Below are 20,062 nucleotides of genomic sequence, written 5' to 3'. Positions count from 1 at the left end.
ATGTTCGAGCAACTGGGATTGATCGGCTGCGGCCTCATGGGCGGCTCCTTTGCGCTCGCGCTCAAGCGCGCGAAGCTGGTGAAACGCGTGGTCGGTTACAGCAAGTCGCCCTCCACCACCGAGCGGGCACGCCAGCTCGGCGTGATCGACGTGGCGGCGCCCTCGGCGCTGCTGGCGGTGTCGGGCGCCGACCTTGTGCTGCTGGCCGTGCCGGTCGCCGCCTCGGAAGCCACCTTCAAGGCCATCCGCCACGGCATCTCGGCCGACACGCTGGTGATGGACGTGGGCTCGACCAAGGGCGACGTGATCGAAGCCGCGCGCAACGGCCTGCAAAAGCAATTCGCGAGCTTCGTGCCAGCGCATCCGATCGCCGGCAAGGAAGTCTCGGGCATCGAGCATGCCGAAGCGTCGCTGTTCACCGGCCGCCAGGTCGTGCTGACACCGGTCAAGGCCACGCTGCGCTCGAACGTGCAGCGCGCCTCGCAGGTGTGGAGCGGCATCGGCGCCAACGTCGTCACCATGACGTACGAAGAGCACGACGCCGCCTTCGCCGCCGTGAGCCACCTGCCGCACCTGCTGGCCTTTGCGTACACCAACGCCCTCACCGGTCAGCCGCAAGGCGACCGCTTCCTGAGCCTCGCGGGCCCGGGCTTTCGCGATTTCTCGCGCATCGCCGCCAGCGACCCGGTCATGTGGCGCGACGTGCTGCTCGCCAATCGCGAGCAGGTGCTGCAGCAGTCGCAGGCCTTCCGCAAGGCGCTGGAAGACCTCGAAGCGCTGATGACCGCCGGCGATCTGCAGGGCCTGGAGCAATCCATCGCCGCCGCCAGCAAGGCGCGCGCCGCCTGGCGGCCGAATTCGAGCACTGACGCTCTGGCCCAGCAGGACAGCTGACATGTTCTCAACTGCCTTCCTCGACCTCCCGCCCCTCGTGGGCGCCGCCGGCACGGTCCGGCTGCCGGGCTCCAAGAGCATTTCCAACCGCGTGCTGCTGCTGGCCGCGCTCGCCAGCGGCACCACCACGATCCACGACCTGCTCGATTCCGACGACACGCGCGTGATGCTCGACGCCCTGCGCGCTCTGGGCTGCGGCATCGAGCCGGCCGACAGTTCGCTGCGCATCACGGGCCTGGGCGGCCAGTTGCCGCCGTCGCTGGGCGCAACGCTTCTGCCGCTGTTCCTTGGTAACGCCGGCACGGCGATGCGTCCGCTGACCGCGGCGCTGTCGCTGCTCGGCGGCGAGTTCGAACTCAGCGGCGTGCCGCGCATGCACGAGCGCCCGATCGGCGACCTGGTCGACGCGCTCACGCAGTTGGGCTGCCGCATCGACTACCTCGGCAACCCCGGCTACCCGCCGCTGCGCATCCACCCGGTGTCGCACGACGAACTGGCGCTCGGCGCACCGATCCGCGTGCGCGGCGACGTGTCGAGTCAATTCCTCACCGCCCTGTTGCTGGCCCTGCCGCTCGCCGCGGCCAACGACATCGTGATCGAGGTCGTCGGCGAGCTGATTTCCAAGCCCTACATCGAGATCACGCTGAACCTGCTGGCGCGCTTCGGCATCACGGTGCAGCGCGACGGCTGGGAGCGCTTCACCATTCCCGCCGGCAGCCGCTACAGCTCGCCGGGCGAGATCCACGTCGAGGCGGACGCCTCGTCTGCTAGCTATTTCATAGCATTAGGTGCCATAGCGACGGGCGTTGCTGGACAAAATGGCATCCGTATCGAAGGCGTAGGCGCCGATTCGATCCAGGGCGACATCCGCTTCATCGATGCCGCCGCGCAAATGGGCGCACTGGTCGACAGCGGCCCGAACTGGCTCGAAATCCGCCGCGGCGCCTGGCCCCTCAAGGCCATCGACCTCGACGCGAACCACATCCCCGATGCCGCCATGACGCTGGCCGTCATGGCGCTGTACGCCGACGGCCCCAGCACGCTGCGCAACATCGCGAGCTGGCGCGTGAAGGAAACCGACCGCATCGACGCCATGGCGAACGAGCTGCAAAAGCTCGGCGCGACGGTCGAGGCCGGCCCCGATTTCATCCGCGTCCACCCGCTGCCCGCCGCCGGCTGGCGGCCCGCCAGCATCCGCACCTATGACGACCACCGGGTCGCCATGTGCTTCTCGCTCGCGGCCTTCAATCCGGCCGGCGTGCCGGTGCGCATCCTCGAACCGCACTGCGTCGCCAAGACCTTCCCCGACTACTTCGAAACCCTGTTCTCGGTGGCCGAGGCTGCCGAGGTGCCCGTGATCTGCATCGACGGCCCGACCGCGTCGGGCAAAGGCACGCTGGCCGCCGAGGTGGCGCGCCTGCTGGGCTACCACTACCTCGATTCGGGCTCGCTCTACCGCGTGACCGGACTCGCCGCCCGCCGCGCCGGCCTGGAGGCCACGGCCGCCAACGAAGCGCAGATTGCCGCCCTCGCCGCCGCCCTGCCCCTGCAGTTCACCGAAGGCAAGGTGCTGCTGGCCGGAGAAGACGTGAGCGACGACATCCGCACCGAAGCCGCCGGCATGGACGCCTCGCGCGTCTCCGCGCTGCCGACCGTGCGCGAGGCGCTGCAAGACCTGCAACATCGCTTCCGGCGCCTGCCCGGCCTCGTGGCCGACGGGCGCGACATGGGCACCGTGATCTTCCCCGACGCGGCGCTCAAGGTATTCCTCACGGCGGGTGCCGCCCAGCGCGCCGAACGGCGGCATAAGCAGTTGATTTCAAAGGGTATTTCGACTACACTCGACAGTCTTCGCTCCGACTTGGAAGCACGTGACGCCCGGGACTCTTCCCGCAGCGTCGCCCCTCTGAAGCCGGCGCAGGACGCTCGCCACCTCGACAACTCCCAGCTGTCCATCGAACACTCGATCGACACGGTGTTGAACTGGTGGCAAGAAATTCAACCGTTCAAGTCCGCTTGAGCGGATTGAAGTGCAGCCTTTCAAGTCCGCTTGAAAGGCTTGCGTCTCCCGGGTGTTCCGGGTGGCGCCTACCGCTCCAGCAGGCTCCTTCCGCGCGACAGCGCACTGGCCTGCTGGTTGTTCAACCAACCGGGCTCATGCCCACAACCTAACCGCCGTCTACAGACCTACAGCAGCCGCACGCAATTTCGCAAGAGCGCCTGCCAACCCTGCCTGACGGAAGGAACCATAAATGTCTGAATCTTTTGCCGACCTATTCGAAGAGTCCCTGAAGCGTTCCGAAATGCGCAGCGGCGAGGTCATCACGGCCGAAGTCGTGCGCGTCGAACACAACCACGTCGTCGTCAACGCCGGTCTGAAGTCCGAAGCGTATGTGCCGATCGAAGAGTTCAAGAACGACAAGGGCGAACTCGAAGTCCAGGCCGGCGATTTCGTTTCCGTTGCCATCGGCAGCGTTGAAAACGGCTACGGCGACACCATCCTCTCGCGCGACACCGCCAAGCGTCTGGCTTCGTGGCTCGCCCTGGAGAAGGCCCTGGAATCGGGCGACTTCGTCACCGGCACCACCAGCGGCAAGGTCAAGGGCGGCCTCACGGTCCTGGTCAACGGCATCCGCGCATTCCTGCCGGGCTCGCTGATCGACACGCGTCCGATCAAGGACCTGACCCCGTACGAAAACAAGACCCTCGAATTCAAGGTCATCAAGCTCGATCGCAAGCGCAACAACGTCGTGCTGTCGCGCCGTGCCGTGGTCGAAGCCAGCATGGGCGAAGAGCGCGCCAAGCTGATGGAAACCCTGAAGGAAGGCGCTGTTGTCCGCGGCGTGGTCAAGAACATCACCGAATACGGTGCGTTCGTGGACCTCGGCGGCATCGACGGCCTGCTGCACATCACCGACATGGCATGGCGCCGTGTTCGCCACCCGAGCGAAGTCGTTCAGGCCGGCCAGGAAATCACCGCCAAGATCCTCAAGTTCGACACCGAAAAGAACCGTGTCTCGCTGGGTCTCAAGCAAATGGGTGACGACCCGTGGATGGGCGTTTCGCGCCGCTACCCGCAATCGACCCGCCTGTTCGGCAAGGTCACGAACATTGCCGACTACGGCGCGTTCGTCGAACTCGAACCCGGCATCGAAGGCCTGGTGCACGTCTCCGAAATGGACTGGACCAACAAGAACATCGCTCCGAACAAGATCGTCTCGCTGGGCGACGAAGTCGAAGTCATGGTCCTGGAAATCGACGAAGACAAGCGCCGCATCAGCCTGGGCATGAAGCAGTGCAAGGCCAACCCGTGGCAAGAGTTCGCTCAGAACACGAAGCGTGGCGACCGCGTCAAGGGCCCGATCAAGTCGATCACCGACTTCGGCGTGTTCGTGGGTCTGGCTGCCGGCATCGACGGCCTGGTGCACCTCTCGGACCTCTCGTGGAACGAAACCGGCGAAGCCGCCGTTCGCAACTACAAGAAGGGCCAGGAAGTCGAAGCGATCGTGCTGGCTGTCGACGTCGACCGCGAACGCATCTCGCTGGGCATCAAGCAGCTCGACAGCGATCCGTTCACCACGTTCACCACCGTGAACGACAAGGGCCAGATCGTGACCGGCAAGGTCAAGACCGTGGACGCCCGCGGCGCTGAAATCGACCTCGGCGAAGACATCATCGGCTACCTGCGTGCTTCAGAAATCTCGCGCGACCGCGTTGAAGATGCCCGCAACGTGCTCAAGGAAGGCGACGAAGTCACGGCCATCGTGGTGAATGTGGATCGCAAGACCCGCAACATCCAGCTGTCGATCAAGCAGAAGGACATGGTCGACGAACAAGGCGCCATGGCCAGCCTGAGCCAGCAGTCGGCACGCGAAAACGCGGGCACGACCAGCCTGGGCGCCCTGCTGCGCGCCAAGCTCGACAACAGCGACAACAAGTAAGCTGAGTCCGAAGACAGAGGCAGGCCCCCGGGGCCGCTCTGTCTTTTTTTTCGTCCACGTTTTTCGTTTATGTTTGGCCTATGACCCGCTCAGACCTCGTCGAAGAACTCGCCGCCCGTTTCGCGCAGCTCACGCATCGCGATGCCGAATACGCCGTCAAGACCATCCTGGACGCGATGAGCGACGCGCTGGTGCGCGGCCACCGCATCGAGATCCGTGGCTTCGGCAGCTTCTCGGTCAACCGCCGTCCGCCGCGCATCGGCCGCAACCCGCGTTCGGGCGAGAGCGTGCAGATCCCCGAGAAGCGCGTGCCGCACTTCAAGCCGGGCAAGGCGCTGCGCGAAGCCGTCGACGCGAAGACCGCCGAGCTCGATGCAGGCAAGGAAGCCGCCGGCCGCAAGGCCTGATGGCCGGGCTGCCCCGATGGCTGCAAACGTAGAATCGTCCCGCCAACGGGAACGCGCATGAAATACCTCCTGTGGCTGCTCAAGGCAGCCATTTTTTTTACGCTCTTCGCCTTCGCGCTGAACAACCAGCACGACGCGACCGTCTACTTCTTCTTCGGAACCCATTGGCGTGCGCCGCTGGTGCTCGTCGTGCTCGCGGCCTTTGCCGGCGGGCTCGTGGTCGGTGCGCTGGGCATGCTGCCCGGCTGGTGGAAGCACCGCGCCGCAGCAGCCCAAGTGCCTGCCGTTTCCGAAGCCCCCTCACCTGCGCCTCTGGCCACTGCGACCGCCTCCGCGGCCGTGCCGTCCATCTCGGCCACCGACCTTCCCGCCGTACGTCAACATGGACTTTGATCCCAGCTGGCTGCTGATCGGCCTGCCCGTCGCCTTCGTGCTGGGCTGGCTCGCATCGCGCTTCGACATCCGCCAGCTCAAGCTCGAGAACCGGCAGGCGCCCAAGGCCTACTTTCGCGGCCTGAACTTCCTGCTCAACGAGCAGCAGGACCAGGCCATCGACGCCTTCATCGAGGCCGTGCAGAACGACCCCGACACACAGGAGCTGCACTTTGCGCTCGGCAACCTGTTCCGCCGCCGCGGCGAGTACCAGCGCGCCGTGCGCGTGCACGAGCACCTGCTGGGCCGCGGCGACCTGACCCGTGTCGACCGCGAGCGCGCACAACACGCGCTGGCACAAGACTTCCTGCGTGCCGGCCTGCTCGACCGCGCCGAAGCCGCGCTGCAGAAGCTCGAAGGCACGCGCTACGAGAACGAGGCCCGGCTCGCGCTGCTGGCCATCTACGAACGCTCGCGCGAATGGGCGCAGGCCGCCGCCGTGGCGCAAAAACTCGACGAGTCCGACCAGGCCAGCTACAGCACGCGCCGCGCCCATCACCTGTGCGAGCAGGCCAACGAGCGCGTGGCGGCCGGCGACCTGACGGGCGCCGGCGACCTGCTCACGCAGGCCCGGGCCCTGGCACCGCAGGCACCGCGGCCGGCCATCGACACCGCCACCCTGCAGCTGCGCAACGGAGAAGCCGCCGCGGCCTTCGACACGCTCGAAGGGCTCAGCGACACGGCGCCACTGGCGCTGCCGCTCTACGCCGCGTCGCTGCAGAAGGCCGCCGTGGCCGCGCAACGCGAAGGCGAGGCGCTGGCGCTGCTGCAACGGCGCTACGCCGAATCGCCATCGATCGACGTGCTCGAAGCGATGATCGCGCTCGGCGGCACACCCGACGCCACGCCATCGGACGCGACCGACACGCCCACCGAAGCCCCCACGCCGCGCGACAGCTACATCGCCCACCTCGCGCACCAGCCCTCGCTGGTCGCCGCCTCGCGCTGGCTGGCCGGCGAACGCTTCGAGCACGAGCAGTTCCATCCGCAGGTGCAACGCGCGCTCGACCAGGCCACGCGTCCGCTCATGCGCTACCGCTGCGCGGCCTGCGGCTTCGAGGCGCACCAGTACTTCTGGCACTGCCCCGGCTGCCAGGCCTGGGACAGCTATCCACCGCGGCGCGTGGAAGAACTCTGACCACGGTTCTGAACAATCGTCACACGGGGCCCAGGGCCCCGTTTTCACGTCAACTGCCGTGCGCGCCCTCTCGTTGAGCCGAAGCCGATATTCCTGTCGGCTTAGCCATACCAACAATTGAAGAGGGAGTTTTCATCATGATCAAGAAAATCATCGCCACGCTCGCCATGTGCTTCGCGGCGGTCTCGTTCGCTGCCGTCGACGCCAACAAGGGCAGCGCCGCCGACCTCGACGGCCTCAAGGGCGTCGGCCCTTCGCTGTCCAAGCGCATCCTCGATGCCCGCAAGGAGGCCGAGTTCAAGGACTGGCCCGACCTCATGCAGCGCGTGAAGGGCGTGAAGGAAAAGAGCGCGGCCAAGCTGTCGGCCGAAGGCCTGACGGTCAACGGCCAGAGCTTCAACGGTGCGGCGGCGCCGGCCAAGGCAGGCAAGGCCGCCAAGCAATGACGCAAACCTGAAGCGCCCGTCGCCGCCCGCGAAGCGGCGACGCTCTCGAAGAAACCGCCCCGAGGCGGTTTTTTTTCGCCCGTCCCCCGTCCTGCCGCCTCACTTCGGCAACCGACGCTGCTCCGCCTCGGTCAATCGCGCGCGCTGGGCCGGGCTCAGGGCACCCTGCCCCAGCACCTGGAAGGCGCTGTCGGGGTCGTAACGCGCGCTGCGCTGCACAGCGCCGGCGGGCTCGGTGGCCGCGCCAGCACCGCCCGTGCGCTCCGCGGGCAACGGCTCATTGCCGAAGCCAAGCACGCGCACGCTGAAGACCGACGGCAAGGCCTGGCGCTGGGCCGCGCGTTCGCGCTGCATCACGTCCTGCGCCGCGGACGCGGCCTGCGAAGCCGCCGCGCTGGCGTTCGTCAGCGCGCCAATGTTCACCGACGCAATCACCGGCAGCCCCTTGGTCTCGCCCTTCACCTGGATGTTGTCGGCGTTCAGCACCTGCAGCGCCGCGATGTTCAGGTTGCCCGCCACGCGCAGGCCCGCATCGCCGGCGTTGACCGTTCCGCGCGGCGCCACGAGGTCGACGTCGCCATCGCCCACGGTGCCGATGCCGCTGCCGCTCATGTCGGACTTCTCGCGCACGATGGTGTTGCCGTCCAGGTCGGTCAGCACCTCGGGCGCCGAAGGCACCCGCACAGTCTTCGAGCCGCGCCCCGCATCGATGTCGCCCTTGCTTGACCAGATGATCTGGTCGCTGCCTTCGCGCGTCGCTTCCGGCACGAAGGAAAGAATGCGCGACTGGTTCACGGTCACGTCGTTCCTGGCAAACACGTTGATGTGGCCCGAGGCCAGCGTCACCAGGCCGTAGCCGGCCGGCACGCTCGCGCCCAGTGCCGCCACCTGCAGCCCGCCGCCGGGTGTCAGCACGTTGATGTCACCGCCCGCCATGGTGCGCAGCATCATCGCGTTGGCCGCCACGTCGCCCTTCCAGCCGTCGCCGGGGAACAGGGTTTCGATGGCCGCGTAGCCGCGGTTGTAGCCGCCGTTGCGCGGCAGGCCGCCGCTGCCCGGCTCGCCCTGGTCGCGCCCGGCTTCGCGCAGTTCCAGCAGGTAGACCTGCCGCAGGAACTGCTGCCGGGCAAACTGCGGCAGCGCCTGGAAGCGCGTCCATGCATCGAGCGGCGCCAGCGTCTCGCCGGTCATGTCCTTCATGTACGACACCAGGCCGCGACGCACGTTCTTCTCGCGGCCGTCACGTGTTTCGAGCAGGTCGCTGAGGTAGATCGGCAGCACGCGCCCATCGGCGCCCGCAGCCTTCAGGTGATCGGGCATCGACGCCACACGCGCCGGGTCCAGGTAGGCGCTCTCGAACGCTTCGTAGCTCGGCGCCTGGTTCACGCCCGCCATCACGGTGATCGCGGCGCCGCGCTCGGGCAACCCATGGATCTGCGTCCTGTCGACCGGTCGGTTGTTGGCGTCGTACTCCTGGTTGCCCAGGGTCTGGATCTTCAGCCGGTCCGCATAGACATCGCGCCCCGCGGACAGCACGAGCGAGCCGGGCCCCTGCACCGTGATCACCCCCACTTCGGGGGCATTCCATATCGCCCGCACCGGCGACACCGCGAGGATGTCGTTGCCGGCCTCGAGCAGCGTCACGTCGCTCGCGCGCAGGTTGCGCGCATCGAGCCGCATGCCGCGGATGTCGCGGCCCGCACGCAGCCAGAGCTGCTCGCTGGCCGTCATGTCGAGCCCGAGGATCGAGCCCCCGGCCGCGTAGATACGGCTCGGCACCAGGTCATTCACCAGCGCCAGCACATCGGGGTTGCCGAGGGTGTACGGGAACGCGGGCAACGCGCCGCTGGCCCGGTTCTCCAGCAGCGAAGGCATGTTCACCTGGAACGGGAACCCGTCGCCACCGGCCGGCATGGAGGGCGAGGGAATCATCGCGGGCGTCGCACGCGCCATGAAGATGCCGGCGAACGGCTCGCTGCGCGTGGTTTCGTCGACCACCGTGTAGTTGCGCGTGTTGAAGCGCACGTCGCTGCCGGCAATCAGCCGCAGGTCCGTCGTCTTGCCGGGCATGACGAACATCGGCCCCTGGATTTCCAGCCCGCCATTCAGCGCCGCGGCCTGCGTGCGCGCCGGGTAGAGGTTGCCGCCGTGGCCGTTCAGGTTGTTGTCTCTCTCGCCGCTCGAACGCAGCGACACATCGCGGAACAGAAACTCGGCCTGGTTGACCAGCGTGATGTTGCCGCCGGTGGAGACCAGCCGCACGGCGGTGCGGTCGGTGTAGCCGCTCATATAGGCGCCGTAGTCGGTCCTGGGATGGGAGCCGGTGCCGTCGTCGCCATAGCGCACCATCAGCGGATCGATCACCGTCTGCAACACCAGGTCGCCGGCGGTGCGCAGCCGCAGCGTCGCGTCGCCCACGGCCAGCAACGGCGCGACGGGCAGCACGGTGACGCTCTGGTCCGGCTCGCCCTTGTTGCGCCACACCGTCACCTGATGGCCGATGGTCGTCTCGCCGGCGCGCAGGTCGCCGTGGCCGCGCGCCACGTAGTACTGGCCGCCGCGAATGGCGCCCACGGCGTCGACCTCCATGGCGCCGCCGTTGCGCACTTCCATGGTCATCGCCTCAGTGCCGGTTCTGCCGCCGCGCATGCGCATGTGGGTCGGCAGTGCGACGACGAGGTTGGTCAGGTCGCCGCCGGCGTTCACCTTGACGTTGCCGCCGCCCAGTGCACCCACACCCTGCTGGAAGGCGCCGTAGTTGATCCACCAGCTCGATTGCTCGGGCGGCATCAGCACATAGCCGCTCTCGGGCGGGGGCAGGCGCTCGTTGGTCTCGTACGCGCCGAAGTAGCGGTCGAAGTTGAGGTTGCCCTGGCGGTTGAGCCACTCGGTGAACCGCTGGCCCGAAGGCTGTGCCTCGATGCTGCCCTGCGCGGCGATGTCCAGGTTGCCGCCCTCGATGCCGTAGCTGGCGTTCGGGTTGGCGGTGCTGAAGTCGCTCCACGTGGTGGTGTCCTTGCGGCCCGCCGTGTAGATCACCGATGCCTTGTGCGCCAGCGTCAGATTGCGGCCCGCGCGAACTTCCAGGTCGCCGGTGCCGGTGCGGATCAGCTTGCCCGCGCCGTTGTCGGGCTTGGGGTCGTCCTCGCTGGGGACCGCCGTGTTGGCCGTGCCGACGATGACCGAGCCGCTTCCCGCGCCTTGCGCCGCCAAGGGCTTGAGCGCCAGCGTGTGGGCCGACGTCAGGTCGGCGCCCGCGACGAGCCGCAGGTTCCACGACGCACCTTGCTGCAACCGGCCTGTGCGGTCCGCCGCATCGAAGCCGTCGCTCAGGTGGCCGTTGACCCGCAGGTTGCCGCCGGCACGCAGGGTCAGCGAGCCTTCGCGCGCGCCTGCGAAATCGGTGAACAGGTTCCAGTCGCTGTTCAGCGCGATGTCGCCGGCGCTGCGGATGTCGATGCCGGGCATCACGGCCAGGCCGGTGCCCAGGCGGTTGGCCACCGCGCCCGACGCGCCGGCAAACCGGTGGGCGTGGGCCATGGCATCGGCCTTGACCGATTCGACCGTGCGGCCGTCGTAGTCGGCCAGGTCGTAGCTGCTGACGCCTTCGAGCACCGCCGACCGGGCGCCATGAATGGCCGCCTGGAGCGCGGAGACCTCGATCTCGTCGTGACCCGCTGTCTGCCGCGCGCGCAAGCGCACCTTGCCGCCTTCGTTGCCGGACACGTCGATCGAGCCGCCCTGCAGGTTCAGCGTGCCGCCGGCCGCTTCGAGCGTCACACGGCCGCTGCCCAGCTCGCCGGTGGCGCCCGCCAGCAGTTGCGCGCCCGGCCGCATCGCCACGCCGTTGCCGCCGGTGATGCGAATCGCACCGCCGTACGCAGAGCGCGCATCGACGACGCCGGTGATGTCGACACGGCCCCGGTCGGCGGTGAGGCCGAAGTCTTCGACCAGGGTGCTGCCGCCGAGCACCACGTCGCCCTGGCGGATGCGGAACTGCCGCGAGCGATTGAGGCCCGCGTCGTTCAGGCGCTGGCTGAAGCCGGCGAAATCGGGCAAGGCCTCGATGTCGAGCGCAAAGCTGCCGGCATTGCCGCCCGCGCCGGCCTGCGCCGCAATGGCGCCGTCGAGCACCACGGTGCCGCCGTTCGCGGCGGCAAGGCTCAAGGTGCCTGCGTTGCCGCCGTCCTTGTGGGCCGCCAGGTTCAGACGGCTTCCCGCACCCAGCCGGACATCGCCGCCCACGGCGGACAGGTGGATGCGCCCCGCGTCGGCGAATTCGGCCACATCGAAGAACTGCTTGGCGAAACCGCCGACGTCGACTTGCGCGCCTTCCGTCAGGACCAGATGCCCCGCCGTGGCCGTCATGTCGATGCTGCCGCCGAGGGCTGCCGCGCGGCCGCCGAAGCGGATGTTGCCGCCGCTCAGGGACAGGCGCGAACCCAGGCTGTCCTGCAGGTTGTTCTGCGCACCCGCATCGCTGGCCGGCAGCGCAACGACCTGCAGCGCACCGCGGGTCACGATGGACTGCGCCGCGCCGTTGCGGCCCGTGAGCAGCGGCGTCTGCAGCGTGAGTGCGGCGCTGCCGGCGTCGATGCCGCCCGCGCCCTCGCCGACGATCCGGTTCCGGCCGCCCAGCACCACGGCACCGAAGCCTTCGAAGCGCTTCTGGCCCGCGCCCAGCACCAGCGTGCCGGCGTCGAGCGTGAAGCTGCCACTGCCACTGCCACTGCCACCGCCGCTGCCCGCCGGCGGTGGTGCAGCCACGTACCCGCCGCTGTTGATGAGCGAGATGGCCTCGCCCTGGATGCGCACGTCGCCCTGCCCTGTGAACACCGCGCCGTCGAAGGTCAGTGCGGCCAGGCCGGCCGCGCCCAGGTCGAGCGAGTTGTAGAAGTCCAGGCTGGAGTAGCTGCGCAAGGTCAGGCGCTGCGAGTGGGCCAGCTGGGCCAGCGAGGCCGCGTTGAGCACCATGCCTTCGGTGCCGCCACCGAAGCCGATGCGTCCCGCGGCGACCGAGATGTCGGTGCCCGATATCTGCGCCGAGCCCGCGAGCTCCGTCGTGCGGGTGGCGTCGATCAGCAGGGCCGCGCCGCCGCCGACGAATGCATCGGCCCCGATGCGGACCAGTCCGCGCGTGGTGTCCACGTTCTCGCGCACGACCCGGACCGCATCGCCGTTGGCCACGCGAACCAGCGCGCCCCAATCCTTCGAAGGCGCGATGAGAACGTCGTCGGCGGCATCGATGGCATCGATCACGCCGTCGCGGTTGTCGTCCAGGATGCCGTCCGGGTCCTTGTAGACCGCCGCAACGCGAGGCTTCATGACCAGGCTGCCGGCGCCCAGGCTGCCGGCGCCCCGTGCGCGGACCACGCTGCCGCCTTCGATGGCAACCTGCTCGCTGGCCGCCAGGATGATCTCGGGCCCGAACAGCTCGGAGCCCGCGTCGTTGCGCACGACGATGTCGGTGGCCGTCACGTCCAGACTCAGGCCCAGCGGATCGCCCTTGCGCTTGCCGCCCACCAGCAGGCTGCCGGCGCCGAAGTTGGCGAGCCCCTGCGCGTCGATGACCAGGTAGCCGTCGGCCTGGAGGCCGGCCGCATCATGGCCGGCGCCGACGATGGCGATCTTCTTGCCCGCAATGTCGACCAGCCCACCGCGCCCGCCCACGTCGGGCGCCGAGCGCAAGGTGCCGCCGAGCGTCAGCCGCTGGCCGGCATCGAAGACGACCGCGCCGCCGTCGCGCGGCAGGCGCGGCGTGACGATGTTCTTCCCGGTCTGGCGGTACTGCGTGAGCTTGAAGGCCTCCGACGAGAAGAAGTCGTTGGCGAATGCCTCGTTGTACTGGGTGTAGCGGCGCAGCGTGTTGCCCGACATCACGCGCCAGGTCGAAGGCATCGCGTCCCTCGCGTTGTCCAGGCTGTTGCCGCCCCTGCCCTGCATGACGAGGCTGCCGTCGGGGCCGGTCGCCGCCGATGCGGCGGTGGCTGTGCCAGCCCAGGGTGCACCGGTGGCCTGCACGGCGAAGGCCCCCGGCAGCAAGGCGTAGCGCGCGGGCAGCAGCGCATACCAGCCTGCCGCCAGGCCCGGTCCGCCCGCCAGCCAGACGCGTTGGCCGGCATTCGCGCCGCCTGCCGGCGCCGCGGCCTGCGGGCCGGGGAGGATGGCGTACATGCCGGGCATCGCCAGCACATCGTGCGAGCCGCCGGGGCCGGGCACGAACTCCCATGCAGACAGATCGCCGCCGCCGGCAATATCGACCACGGCGCCCTTGGCCAGGTCGACGCTGGGCGACTTCATCGTGATCCGCTTTTCCGGCGGCGCGGTGAGCGACCCCGACGACAGACCGCTGCCGTCGCCGGCCTTGGCCGGGTCGAGCCAATGTTCGTTGTTGGACAGCGTGCCGTAGGGCACCGTCACGCCTGCACCCGACACCGACGTCAGGCTGCCGGTGCCCAGCGTCAAGCGTTCGCCCGCATTCAATTCGATCTGGCCCAGCGGTGCGTGCAGCACGCCGTTCTGCGCGATCACCGGCGCCTCCAGCCGCAGCGTGCCGCCTGCGGAAAGCGGCGTCGGCGCGCCTGCATCGCCCAGGCGCTCGACAGTGATCGCATCGCCCGCGCGCACCACGGCGGTCATGGCCGTGGTGGGAGAAACCTGGCCGGCCTTCAGCACCAGTTGGCCGTCGACGTCCAGGTTGACCTGCAGCTTCGTGTCCGGGTTGATCTGCACCGGCAACGCGCCGCCCAGGCGGATCTGGTCCGCCTGCATCACCGTGCGGCCGAAGCCCGCGATGCGCACGCTGCCTGCCGATGCGACGTTGGTCTCGGGATCGGTCTCGACGTCAATGAGCGAGCCGCTCAACAACAACTGGCCGGCAGCGTTGCCGGCGGTGGCACTTGCAGACGGCGGCAGCGACGTGCCCGGAAGCGCCGTCAGCACGATGTGCGGCGCCTGCAAGACCGAGCTGGTGCCCGCATGCCCGACGATGCTGCCCTGCAGCCGGATGGAGCGGCCCGCGGAAATCTGCGCGTCGTCCAGCCGGATCGCGCCTCGCGACGAATTGACGAGCGCCAGCTCGGAGAAGCCGCCCTCCTTGAAGGCCTGCGGGCGAACGGTCAGTGCATGACGCTGGCCGGGCTTCTGAAGCAGGTCGCGCAGCAGGTCCGAAGAGAACACGTTGTCGCGGAACAGGTCGAGCACTTCCGGCGTCAGGCCGAAGCGGGCCGGATCGAGCGGCACCGTTCCGGGCGCCGGCACGGCCATCGTGTCCGACAGCACCAGCTCCTTGATGTCGTCCAGGTGCGCGACCAGCGACGAAGGAATGACCACCGGCGTGCCCGGGGGTGCGCCGATGGCCGGGCCCCAGTCGATGTCCAGCGCTTCCTTCCAGTCGCTGTTGTCGCAGACGCCGTTGCCGGGCAGACCGTTGCAATCCGGGTCCAGCCCCTTCAGCACCTGCTTCAACTGCTCCAGCGGCGAGCCGCCCGCGGGCGTCGGTGCCGACATGTCGAAGCGGATGCGTCCGCCGATGGCCCCCGGCCCGCCGGCCTTGCCGGTGAGCGTGCCTTCGACCAGGCCCTTGCCGCTGATGCGGATCAGGCCGCCGTTGCTGTCGAGCGTGACCGCCTGCGCGGTCTTCGGGCCCCACGGACTCGCAGGCACGCCGTCGATGTCGCCGGTGGCGCCCGACACGTCGATCAGCGAGCCGCGTTCGAGCGACAGGTTCACGCCGCGCACATCCACCGTGCCGCCGTCGCGCACCTCTCCGGTACGGCGCCCCTTGGCGTCGCGATGGATCAGCGGCACGCCGCGCGCCAGCAGCTCGCCGCCCCGCTCGAGCACCACGTCCGCCGCTGCCAGCTCGATGCGGCCCGCCGGCGCGTCGAGCCGGCCGCTCACCAGCACCTTACCTGCTTCCCCGTCCGAGTTGAGCGACAGCGTGCCGCCGGTGTCGGTGCGCACCACCGCGCCGCGCTCGACATGAATCAGCCCTCCCAACGTGCCCAGCGACAGCGATGCGGGCCGGCGCGCCGCGCGCTCTTCGGGACGCAACACGGCCACAGGCGCCAGGTCGGCCAGTCGCTCGCCGGTGGCCACTTCGCGCCACGCGAAGGAGCTCAGGTCGAGGCTCGATGCGCGCGGTGCCACTTCCACACCTTCGGGCACCACGATGCCACCCTCGCCACGCACCGACACGGACACCTTGCCGAAACCACGCTCGCCGAACAGCGACGCCGGCAGCAGCACGGTGGCCGGGTCGATGGCCGCGCCGCCGATCTGTACCGACGAGGCGCTCTCCAGAAAAAGGCTGCCCGCCGAGCCGGCCGCATGGGCACGCAGGTTCAGCGAGGCCAGGTCGGTCTTGGGCGTGATGCCGATCAGCTTCACCGAACCGGCATCGCCCACGCGCATCGACGGCAACCCGTTCTTGCCCGTGTCGACGCGGCCTCCGCCGGAGACGTCGAGCACCGAATCCGCGTGCGCCTGGATGTCGCTCACGCTCAGGCTGATGGCGCCGCCGTCCATGGCCCATGCCGCAGGCATTCCGCCGTCGCGCCAGGTGTTGATCCACTGGCCGCTCGTGTCGAGGCGGGCGCCCGCCCCCAGCTGCAACCGGCCGTTGAACGCATCGAGCGCGATGGAACCGCCGGCCGCGCGGATCGATCCGTCGACACGGATGTTGCCGGTCGAACCGTCGCTCCCGGAAACGCGCAGCGACGCGCCGGGCGACAGCTGGAGGCTCGCACCCTGCGCGAGTTCGAAGTCGCCGCGGATGATGTTGAAGACGATCTCGCCCATGCCCGAGCGGCTGAGCATGTCGTCCGACAGGAAGCTCAGCTTGCGGGACTTGCGCAGCGCCGGGTCCGGGTCGAGCGGCACATAGAAATCATCCGCCAGCGCCGTGCCCGCATTGAAGCCCTCGGCCAGTCGCTTGGGGGCGTGGCTGACAACGATGGTGCCCGGCGACCACGGCCGGTCTTCCGTGCTGCCGCCGCCCAGCTCCAGCCGTCCGCCGGTGCCCCGCGTCGGATTCTTCTGCTGCCGTTCACCGACGACCGCCTCGCCCAGGAAATCGCCTTCGAGCACCATCGCATCGCCCGCGAAAACCTGCACGCTGCCGGCCTTGCGCCCTTCGGTGTAGCCGGCTTCCAGCCGGTCGCCGCCGATCAGCGGATGGCGCCACGAATCCTTGACGCCCCAGCGCTTGTGCTCGCTCGTGAACTCGCCGGCGATGCCGACGTAGGCCATGTCGGGCATGGCCTTGTGCATCGCGTACACACGGCCATCCGCGCCCATCAGCTTGGTCGCGGTATTCATGCCGTCGGTGTAGCGCACCGAGCCGCCCGAGACGTCGAGCACCGAGCCCGCGCGCGTGATGACGGAGCCGCCCGCGCGCAGCGTGATCGCGCCGGCATTGGCCGACAGTTCGCTCAGGTCGGTCTTGCCGACGCCGACCCAGCCGGCCACGTCGGCCAGCGGCGTGCCCACCCACTCGCCGGGCATGTAGGCCATCTGGCCGTCGGCGCCCTTGCGCTCGACCCACTTCACGCCGGCCATCGGGCCCTGCGCGAACACACCGCTGACGCGCCGATCGACCACGAGCTTCTTGCCGCGCAGCCACGAATCGAGCTGCAGCGGTGAATCGCGCAACTCGTTGATGCGCATGTCGGCCTCGATGAAGTTGCGCGCCATGTCCACGCGGATGTCGCGCAGCCCCGCCACGCTCAGGAAAGCGCCGCCGTCGATGTAGATGCGGCTTGCGTCGCCCAGGCTGCCGGGCTTGCGCCAGGCTTGCTGCGTGAACACCGGGTTGACCGCCGACTCCAGGTTGATCGCACCGGAAGGCACCAGCACGCCGGCGCGTGGCTTGATGTCGATCAACTGTCCGTACAGGCCCACGCGGCCCGGCTGGTAGCGCGTGGCCAGCGCGCTCGCTTCGATCTCGCTCCTGTCCGTGGTGTCCGGAAGAATCTGCGTCACGCTGCCCTCACCCAACGTCAGCGTGCCGGCGGCCCAGTTGAGCAGATCGTTGTTGTCGGCAGAGTAGTAGTGGGTGCCCTGGCTCCAGGCGCGCAACAGAATGGAACCGCTGCGGTTGTTCAGCGCCGTGTTGGACAGCAGCACGCCGTTCTGGCGCACGTCCCGCGCCTGCAGGGTGATGTTGCCGCGGTCGGATTGCACCATGCCGCTGTTGACCACCTCGTAGCCCACCGCCTTGGCCCGCGCGAGCATTTCCGGCATGACCACGTCGCGCAGGCCGGCAACGAACTGCACGTCGGCATTGGCCTGCTCCAGGCCCAGCGCTTTCACTATGTGGCCGCCCTGGAAGGCCCAGCCCGGCACGGCCGATGCGGCCACGTCCAGGCCGCGAACACCCATCGGGCTGTCCGGCCGGCTCGCGTTCAGGTAGACGTTTTCACCGGCGGCAAGAATCACCTGCCCATCGGGCGCGGAAAGGCGGCCGGCGTTGTTCACCTTGGGAGCGAACAGCATGATCTTGCCGCCGCTGGCCACGCCCAGTTGCGCACCCGCCGCCACCTTCACCTCGCCGGGCGGCGCGCCGGGAACGAAGCGATCCACCTTGCCCAGTTGGTCCGGCGTGGTGCCGTTGCCCGGCACATAGCCGGCTGCGCCATACACGGATGGCTTCATGTCCGTGAACTCGCCGAACTGCGGAATGGCGAAGTCGTTGCCCAGGTTCGACATCAACTGCGGGTTGTTGATGCCCAGGTTGAACTGCTTGTCCGACAGCGCCAGGCTCGACGCCACCAGCGTGCGCGTGTTCACCTGGCTGCTGCCGGTGAAGACGATGCCGTTGCGGTTGACCAGGTACACCGCGCCGTCGGCCTTGATCTGCCCCGCGATCTGGCTGGGCCTGCCGCTCGGGTCGTTGATGCGGTTCAACGCGATCCACCCGTTGGTGCCGTCCGGCTTCGCGCCGCCCTTCTGGTCGAACTGCACCGTGGTGTTCTTGCCCACGTTGAAACTCTCCCAGTTCAGGATCGCCTTGTCGGCGGTCTGTTCGATGCCCACCACCGTGCGGCCACCGGTCGCCGCCTGCACCGGCGCCTTCGCGTTGAGCCAGCCGGCCGTCAGGCTGTGGGTGTCGACCTTCAGGCCGCCATCGGCAAGCCCTTCCGGAATACCCGCAGCACCGCCGAGGGCCGCCAGCCGCGCGGCTTCCTGGGCCGCCTGCTGCGCCGCGATGCCGCGGGCCGCGAGGTTGAGGTTGTCGATCGAGCGCTGCGCCTGCGCGCTGTCGCGCTGCTGCGAGCCCATCGGCTGGGTGAGGCTCGACGCAGGCATGCCGTTGGGCAGCCGGCCGGTGGCCAGGGCCGAGTTCTGCACCACGTTCTTGGCACCGAACCAGGCCGCGCCGAGGGCCTGCTGCGCCGGCGCGCCGTCCATTGCGCCGCCGGCCGCCAGCATCACCGCCAGCGCACGCGCCAGTGGCCTGAGGCGCCACCTGTCGGCATCGTTGCGCAAGGCGTGCGCCGCCCGCGCACGGCGGGTGGATGCTGGCTTCATCGGGGCAGGATGCAGGGTCGACATGACAGATTTCTTTCGATGGCGGTTCGGGCGTGCGACAGGAGGCGACGACCGACGCACGTGCGCCCGGTCGCTCTGCCTTAGACGGATGCCGGCCTCGAAAGCTGTACGGAAATCTGCGGAATCTGCGCGAAGGAACCCGCTCGCTCCGGAGGGCTTCACGCGGCAACGCGCAGTCGCCCGATCCCGGCGTCCCCCCAAGCGCAAGCCCGAATCAGCTCAACAGCACGATCGCACCCGGCAACGCGGTGGCATCGAGCCGGAACAACCTCTGGATCTGCGCAATGGCCTTGTCCAGATCGCCGATGTGAAACCTGCCGCTCACCGGCCTGTCGCCCAGCGCGCGGGCCAACAGCACCACGCGGCCCGGCCGGTAGCGGTTGATCTCGGCCACCACCTGCGTCAGCGCGGTCTTGCGAAAGCTCAGGATGCCTTCGCGCCACGGCGACAGTTCGGCCGCGTCGATCCGTCGCACCGGCCCCAGGGCAAGCCGGTCGTACACCACTTGCTGCGACGGCATCAGCGCGACCTCGCTGCCGCCAATGGCCACGCGGACCTGGCCTTCGATGCACGTGACGCAGGTGCCTTCGGCCAGGCGCCGCACCTCGAAGCGCGCATCCGTCGCCGACACACGGCCGTCACCGGCCATCACGGTGAAGGGCTGCGCCGCGCGCGAGGCATCGACCGACACCTCGCCATCGACGAGGTCGATGCCCTGCGGCTGGCCATTGGCCGCGCGCACGCCGAGGCTGCTGCGCGTGTTCATCTCGACGGTGACCGAGGGCGTCAGCGCGAGCTTGCGCTGCTCGCCGACACCCGTGCGAAAGTCCGCCTGCAGCGCCTGCACCGAAGGCCACAGGCCCAGGGGCGGCCGCACGAGCGCCACGCCGACGACCGCCACCGACGCCGCCACGGCACCGCCAAGGAACATGCGTCGCGGCAACGGCCGGGCCGCCGTGTTGCCCGGGGCGCGCAAACGCGCGAGTTCGGGGTCGGCATGGCCAGCCAGGGCCGCGGCGGACAGCAGCTCGCGCCACTGCCGGTGCGCCTTCTGGAACGCCTGTGCGTGAGCTTCGCTGAGGCCGCACCAGTGTTTCAGCGCACGCGCATCGCGCGGCCGCGCGGCGCCCGACGCCAGGCGACGCACCCAGGCCTGCGCCTGCGCGTCGAGTGCATCGGGGGCCTGCCGTTGCTGCTGCGGGCCCGGGTGGTGCGGCGCGGTCATCGACACAACGGGCCGCTCCGGGACCG

The 20,062-nt window shown here is 69.1% G+C and carries 9 protein-coding genes; 7 read left to right on the top strand and 2 right to left on the bottom strand.

Annotated features, from left to right (window positions below; translation table 11 throughout):
* The 7 genes from CLU95_RS24110 (at nucleotide 1) to CLU95_RS24080 (ending at nucleotide 7,258) form a co-directional block, all read left to right on the top strand.
* Nucleotides 1-894, top strand: coding sequence for a prephenate dehydrogenase (locus CLU95_RS24110; protein WP_099795928.1), 894 nt, complete (start codon nucleotides 1-3; stop codon nucleotides 892-894).
* A 1-nt stretch (nucleotide 895) separates the two neighbouring features.
* Nucleotides 896-2,914 (top strand): bifunctional 3-phosphoshikimate 1-carboxyvinyltransferase/cytidylate kinase, encoded by a 2,019-nt coding sequence (locus CLU95_RS24105; protein WP_099795927.1) that lies wholly within the window; start codon nucleotides 896-898, stop codon nucleotides 2,912-2,914.
* A gap of 232 nt (nucleotides 2,915-3,146) precedes the next feature.
* Nucleotides 3,147-4,835: a 30S ribosomal protein S1 gene (gene rpsA / locus CLU95_RS24100; RefSeq protein WP_099795926.1), complete on the top strand. Its 1,689-nt coding sequence runs from the start codon at nucleotides 3,147-3,149 to the stop codon at nucleotides 4,833-4,835.
* 80 nt (nucleotides 4,836-4,915) lie between these two features.
* Nucleotides 4,916-5,242 (top strand): integration host factor subunit beta, encoded by a 327-nt coding sequence (locus CLU95_RS24095; RefSeq protein ID WP_056582668.1) that lies wholly within the window; start codon nucleotides 4,916-4,918, stop codon nucleotides 5,240-5,242.
* Between the two features lie 57 nt (nucleotides 5,243-5,299).
* Nucleotides 5,300-5,635, top strand: a complete 336-nt coding sequence (locus CLU95_RS24090; RefSeq protein ID WP_099795925.1) for a LapA family protein — start codon at nucleotides 5,300-5,302, stop codon at nucleotides 5,633-5,635.
* Nucleotides 5,625-6,812, top strand: a complete 1,188-nt coding sequence (gene lapB, locus CLU95_RS24085) for a lipopolysaccharide assembly protein LapB (RefSeq protein ID WP_099795924.1) — start codon at nucleotides 5,625-5,627, stop codon at nucleotides 6,810-6,812. Before CLU95_RS24090 ends, lapB begins: the two co-directional genes overlap by 11 nt.
* A gap of 137 nt (nucleotides 6,813-6,949) precedes the next feature.
* On the top strand, nucleotides 6,950-7,258 hold the full coding sequence (locus tag CLU95_RS24080) for a ComEA family DNA-binding protein (RefSeq protein WP_099795923.1): 309 nt from the start codon (nucleotides 6,950-6,952) through the stop codon (nucleotides 7,256-7,258).
* A gap of 99 nt (nucleotides 7,259-7,357) precedes the next feature.
* Here the strand turns inward: CLU95_RS24080 and CLU95_RS24075 are convergent, their stop codons facing one another.
* Nucleotides 7,358-18,790 carry a filamentous hemagglutinin family protein gene (locus tag CLU95_RS24075; protein WP_180288667.1) on the bottom strand — a complete coding sequence of 3,811 codons (11,433 nt, stop codon included), beginning with the start codon at nucleotides 18,788-18,790 and terminating at the stop codon, nucleotides 7,358-7,360.
* Between the two features lie 235 nt (nucleotides 18,791-19,025).
* Complete coding sequence (locus CLU95_RS24070; protein ID WP_099795921.1) at nucleotides 19,026-20,036, bottom strand: FecR family protein; 1,011 nt, start codon at nucleotides 20,034-20,036, stop codon at nucleotides 19,026-19,028.
* Between the last annotated feature and the right edge of the window lie 26 nt (nucleotides 20,037-20,062).

The sequence above is a fragment of the Variovorax sp. 54 genome (assembly GCF_002754375.1).
Taxonomy (GTDB): Bacteria; Pseudomonadota; Gammaproteobacteria; order Burkholderiales; family Burkholderiaceae_C; genus Variovorax.
This window is presented reverse-complemented; position numbering and strand designations above follow the sequence as displayed.

Bases quoted from the DNA above. Each gene is read 5' to 3' on its own strand.
- CLU95_RS24110 (WP_099795928.1), top strand. From the start codon at position 1: ATGTTCGAGCAACTGGGATTGATCGGCTGCGGCCTCATGGGCGGCTCC.
- CLU95_RS24105 (WP_099795927.1), top strand. From the start codon at position 896: ATGTTCTCAACTGCCTTCCTCGACCTCCCGCCCCTCGTGGGCGCCGCC.
- rpsA (WP_099795926.1), top strand. From the start codon at position 3,147: ATGTCTGAATCTTTTGCCGACCTATTCGAAGAGTCCCTGAAGCGTTCC.
- CLU95_RS24095 (WP_056582668.1), top strand. From the start codon at position 4,916: ATGACCCGCTCAGACCTCGTCGAAGAACTCGCCGCCCGTTTCGCGCAG.
- CLU95_RS24090 (WP_099795925.1), top strand. From the start codon at position 5,300: ATGAAATACCTCCTGTGGCTGCTCAAGGCAGCCATTTTTTTTACGCTC.
- lapB (WP_099795924.1), top strand. From the start codon at position 5,625: ATGGACTTTGATCCCAGCTGGCTGCTGATCGGCCTGCCCGTCGCCTTC.
- CLU95_RS24080 (WP_099795923.1), top strand. From the start codon at position 6,950: ATGATCAAGAAAATCATCGCCACGCTCGCCATGTGCTTCGCGGCGGTC.
- CLU95_RS24075 (WP_180288667.1), bottom strand. From the start codon at position 18,790: ATGAAGCCAGCATCCACCCGCCGTGCGCGGGCGGCGCACGCCTTGCGC.
- CLU95_RS24070 (WP_099795921.1), bottom strand. From the start codon at position 20,036: ATGACCGCGCCGCACCACCCGGGCCCGCAGCAGCAACGGCAGGCCCCC.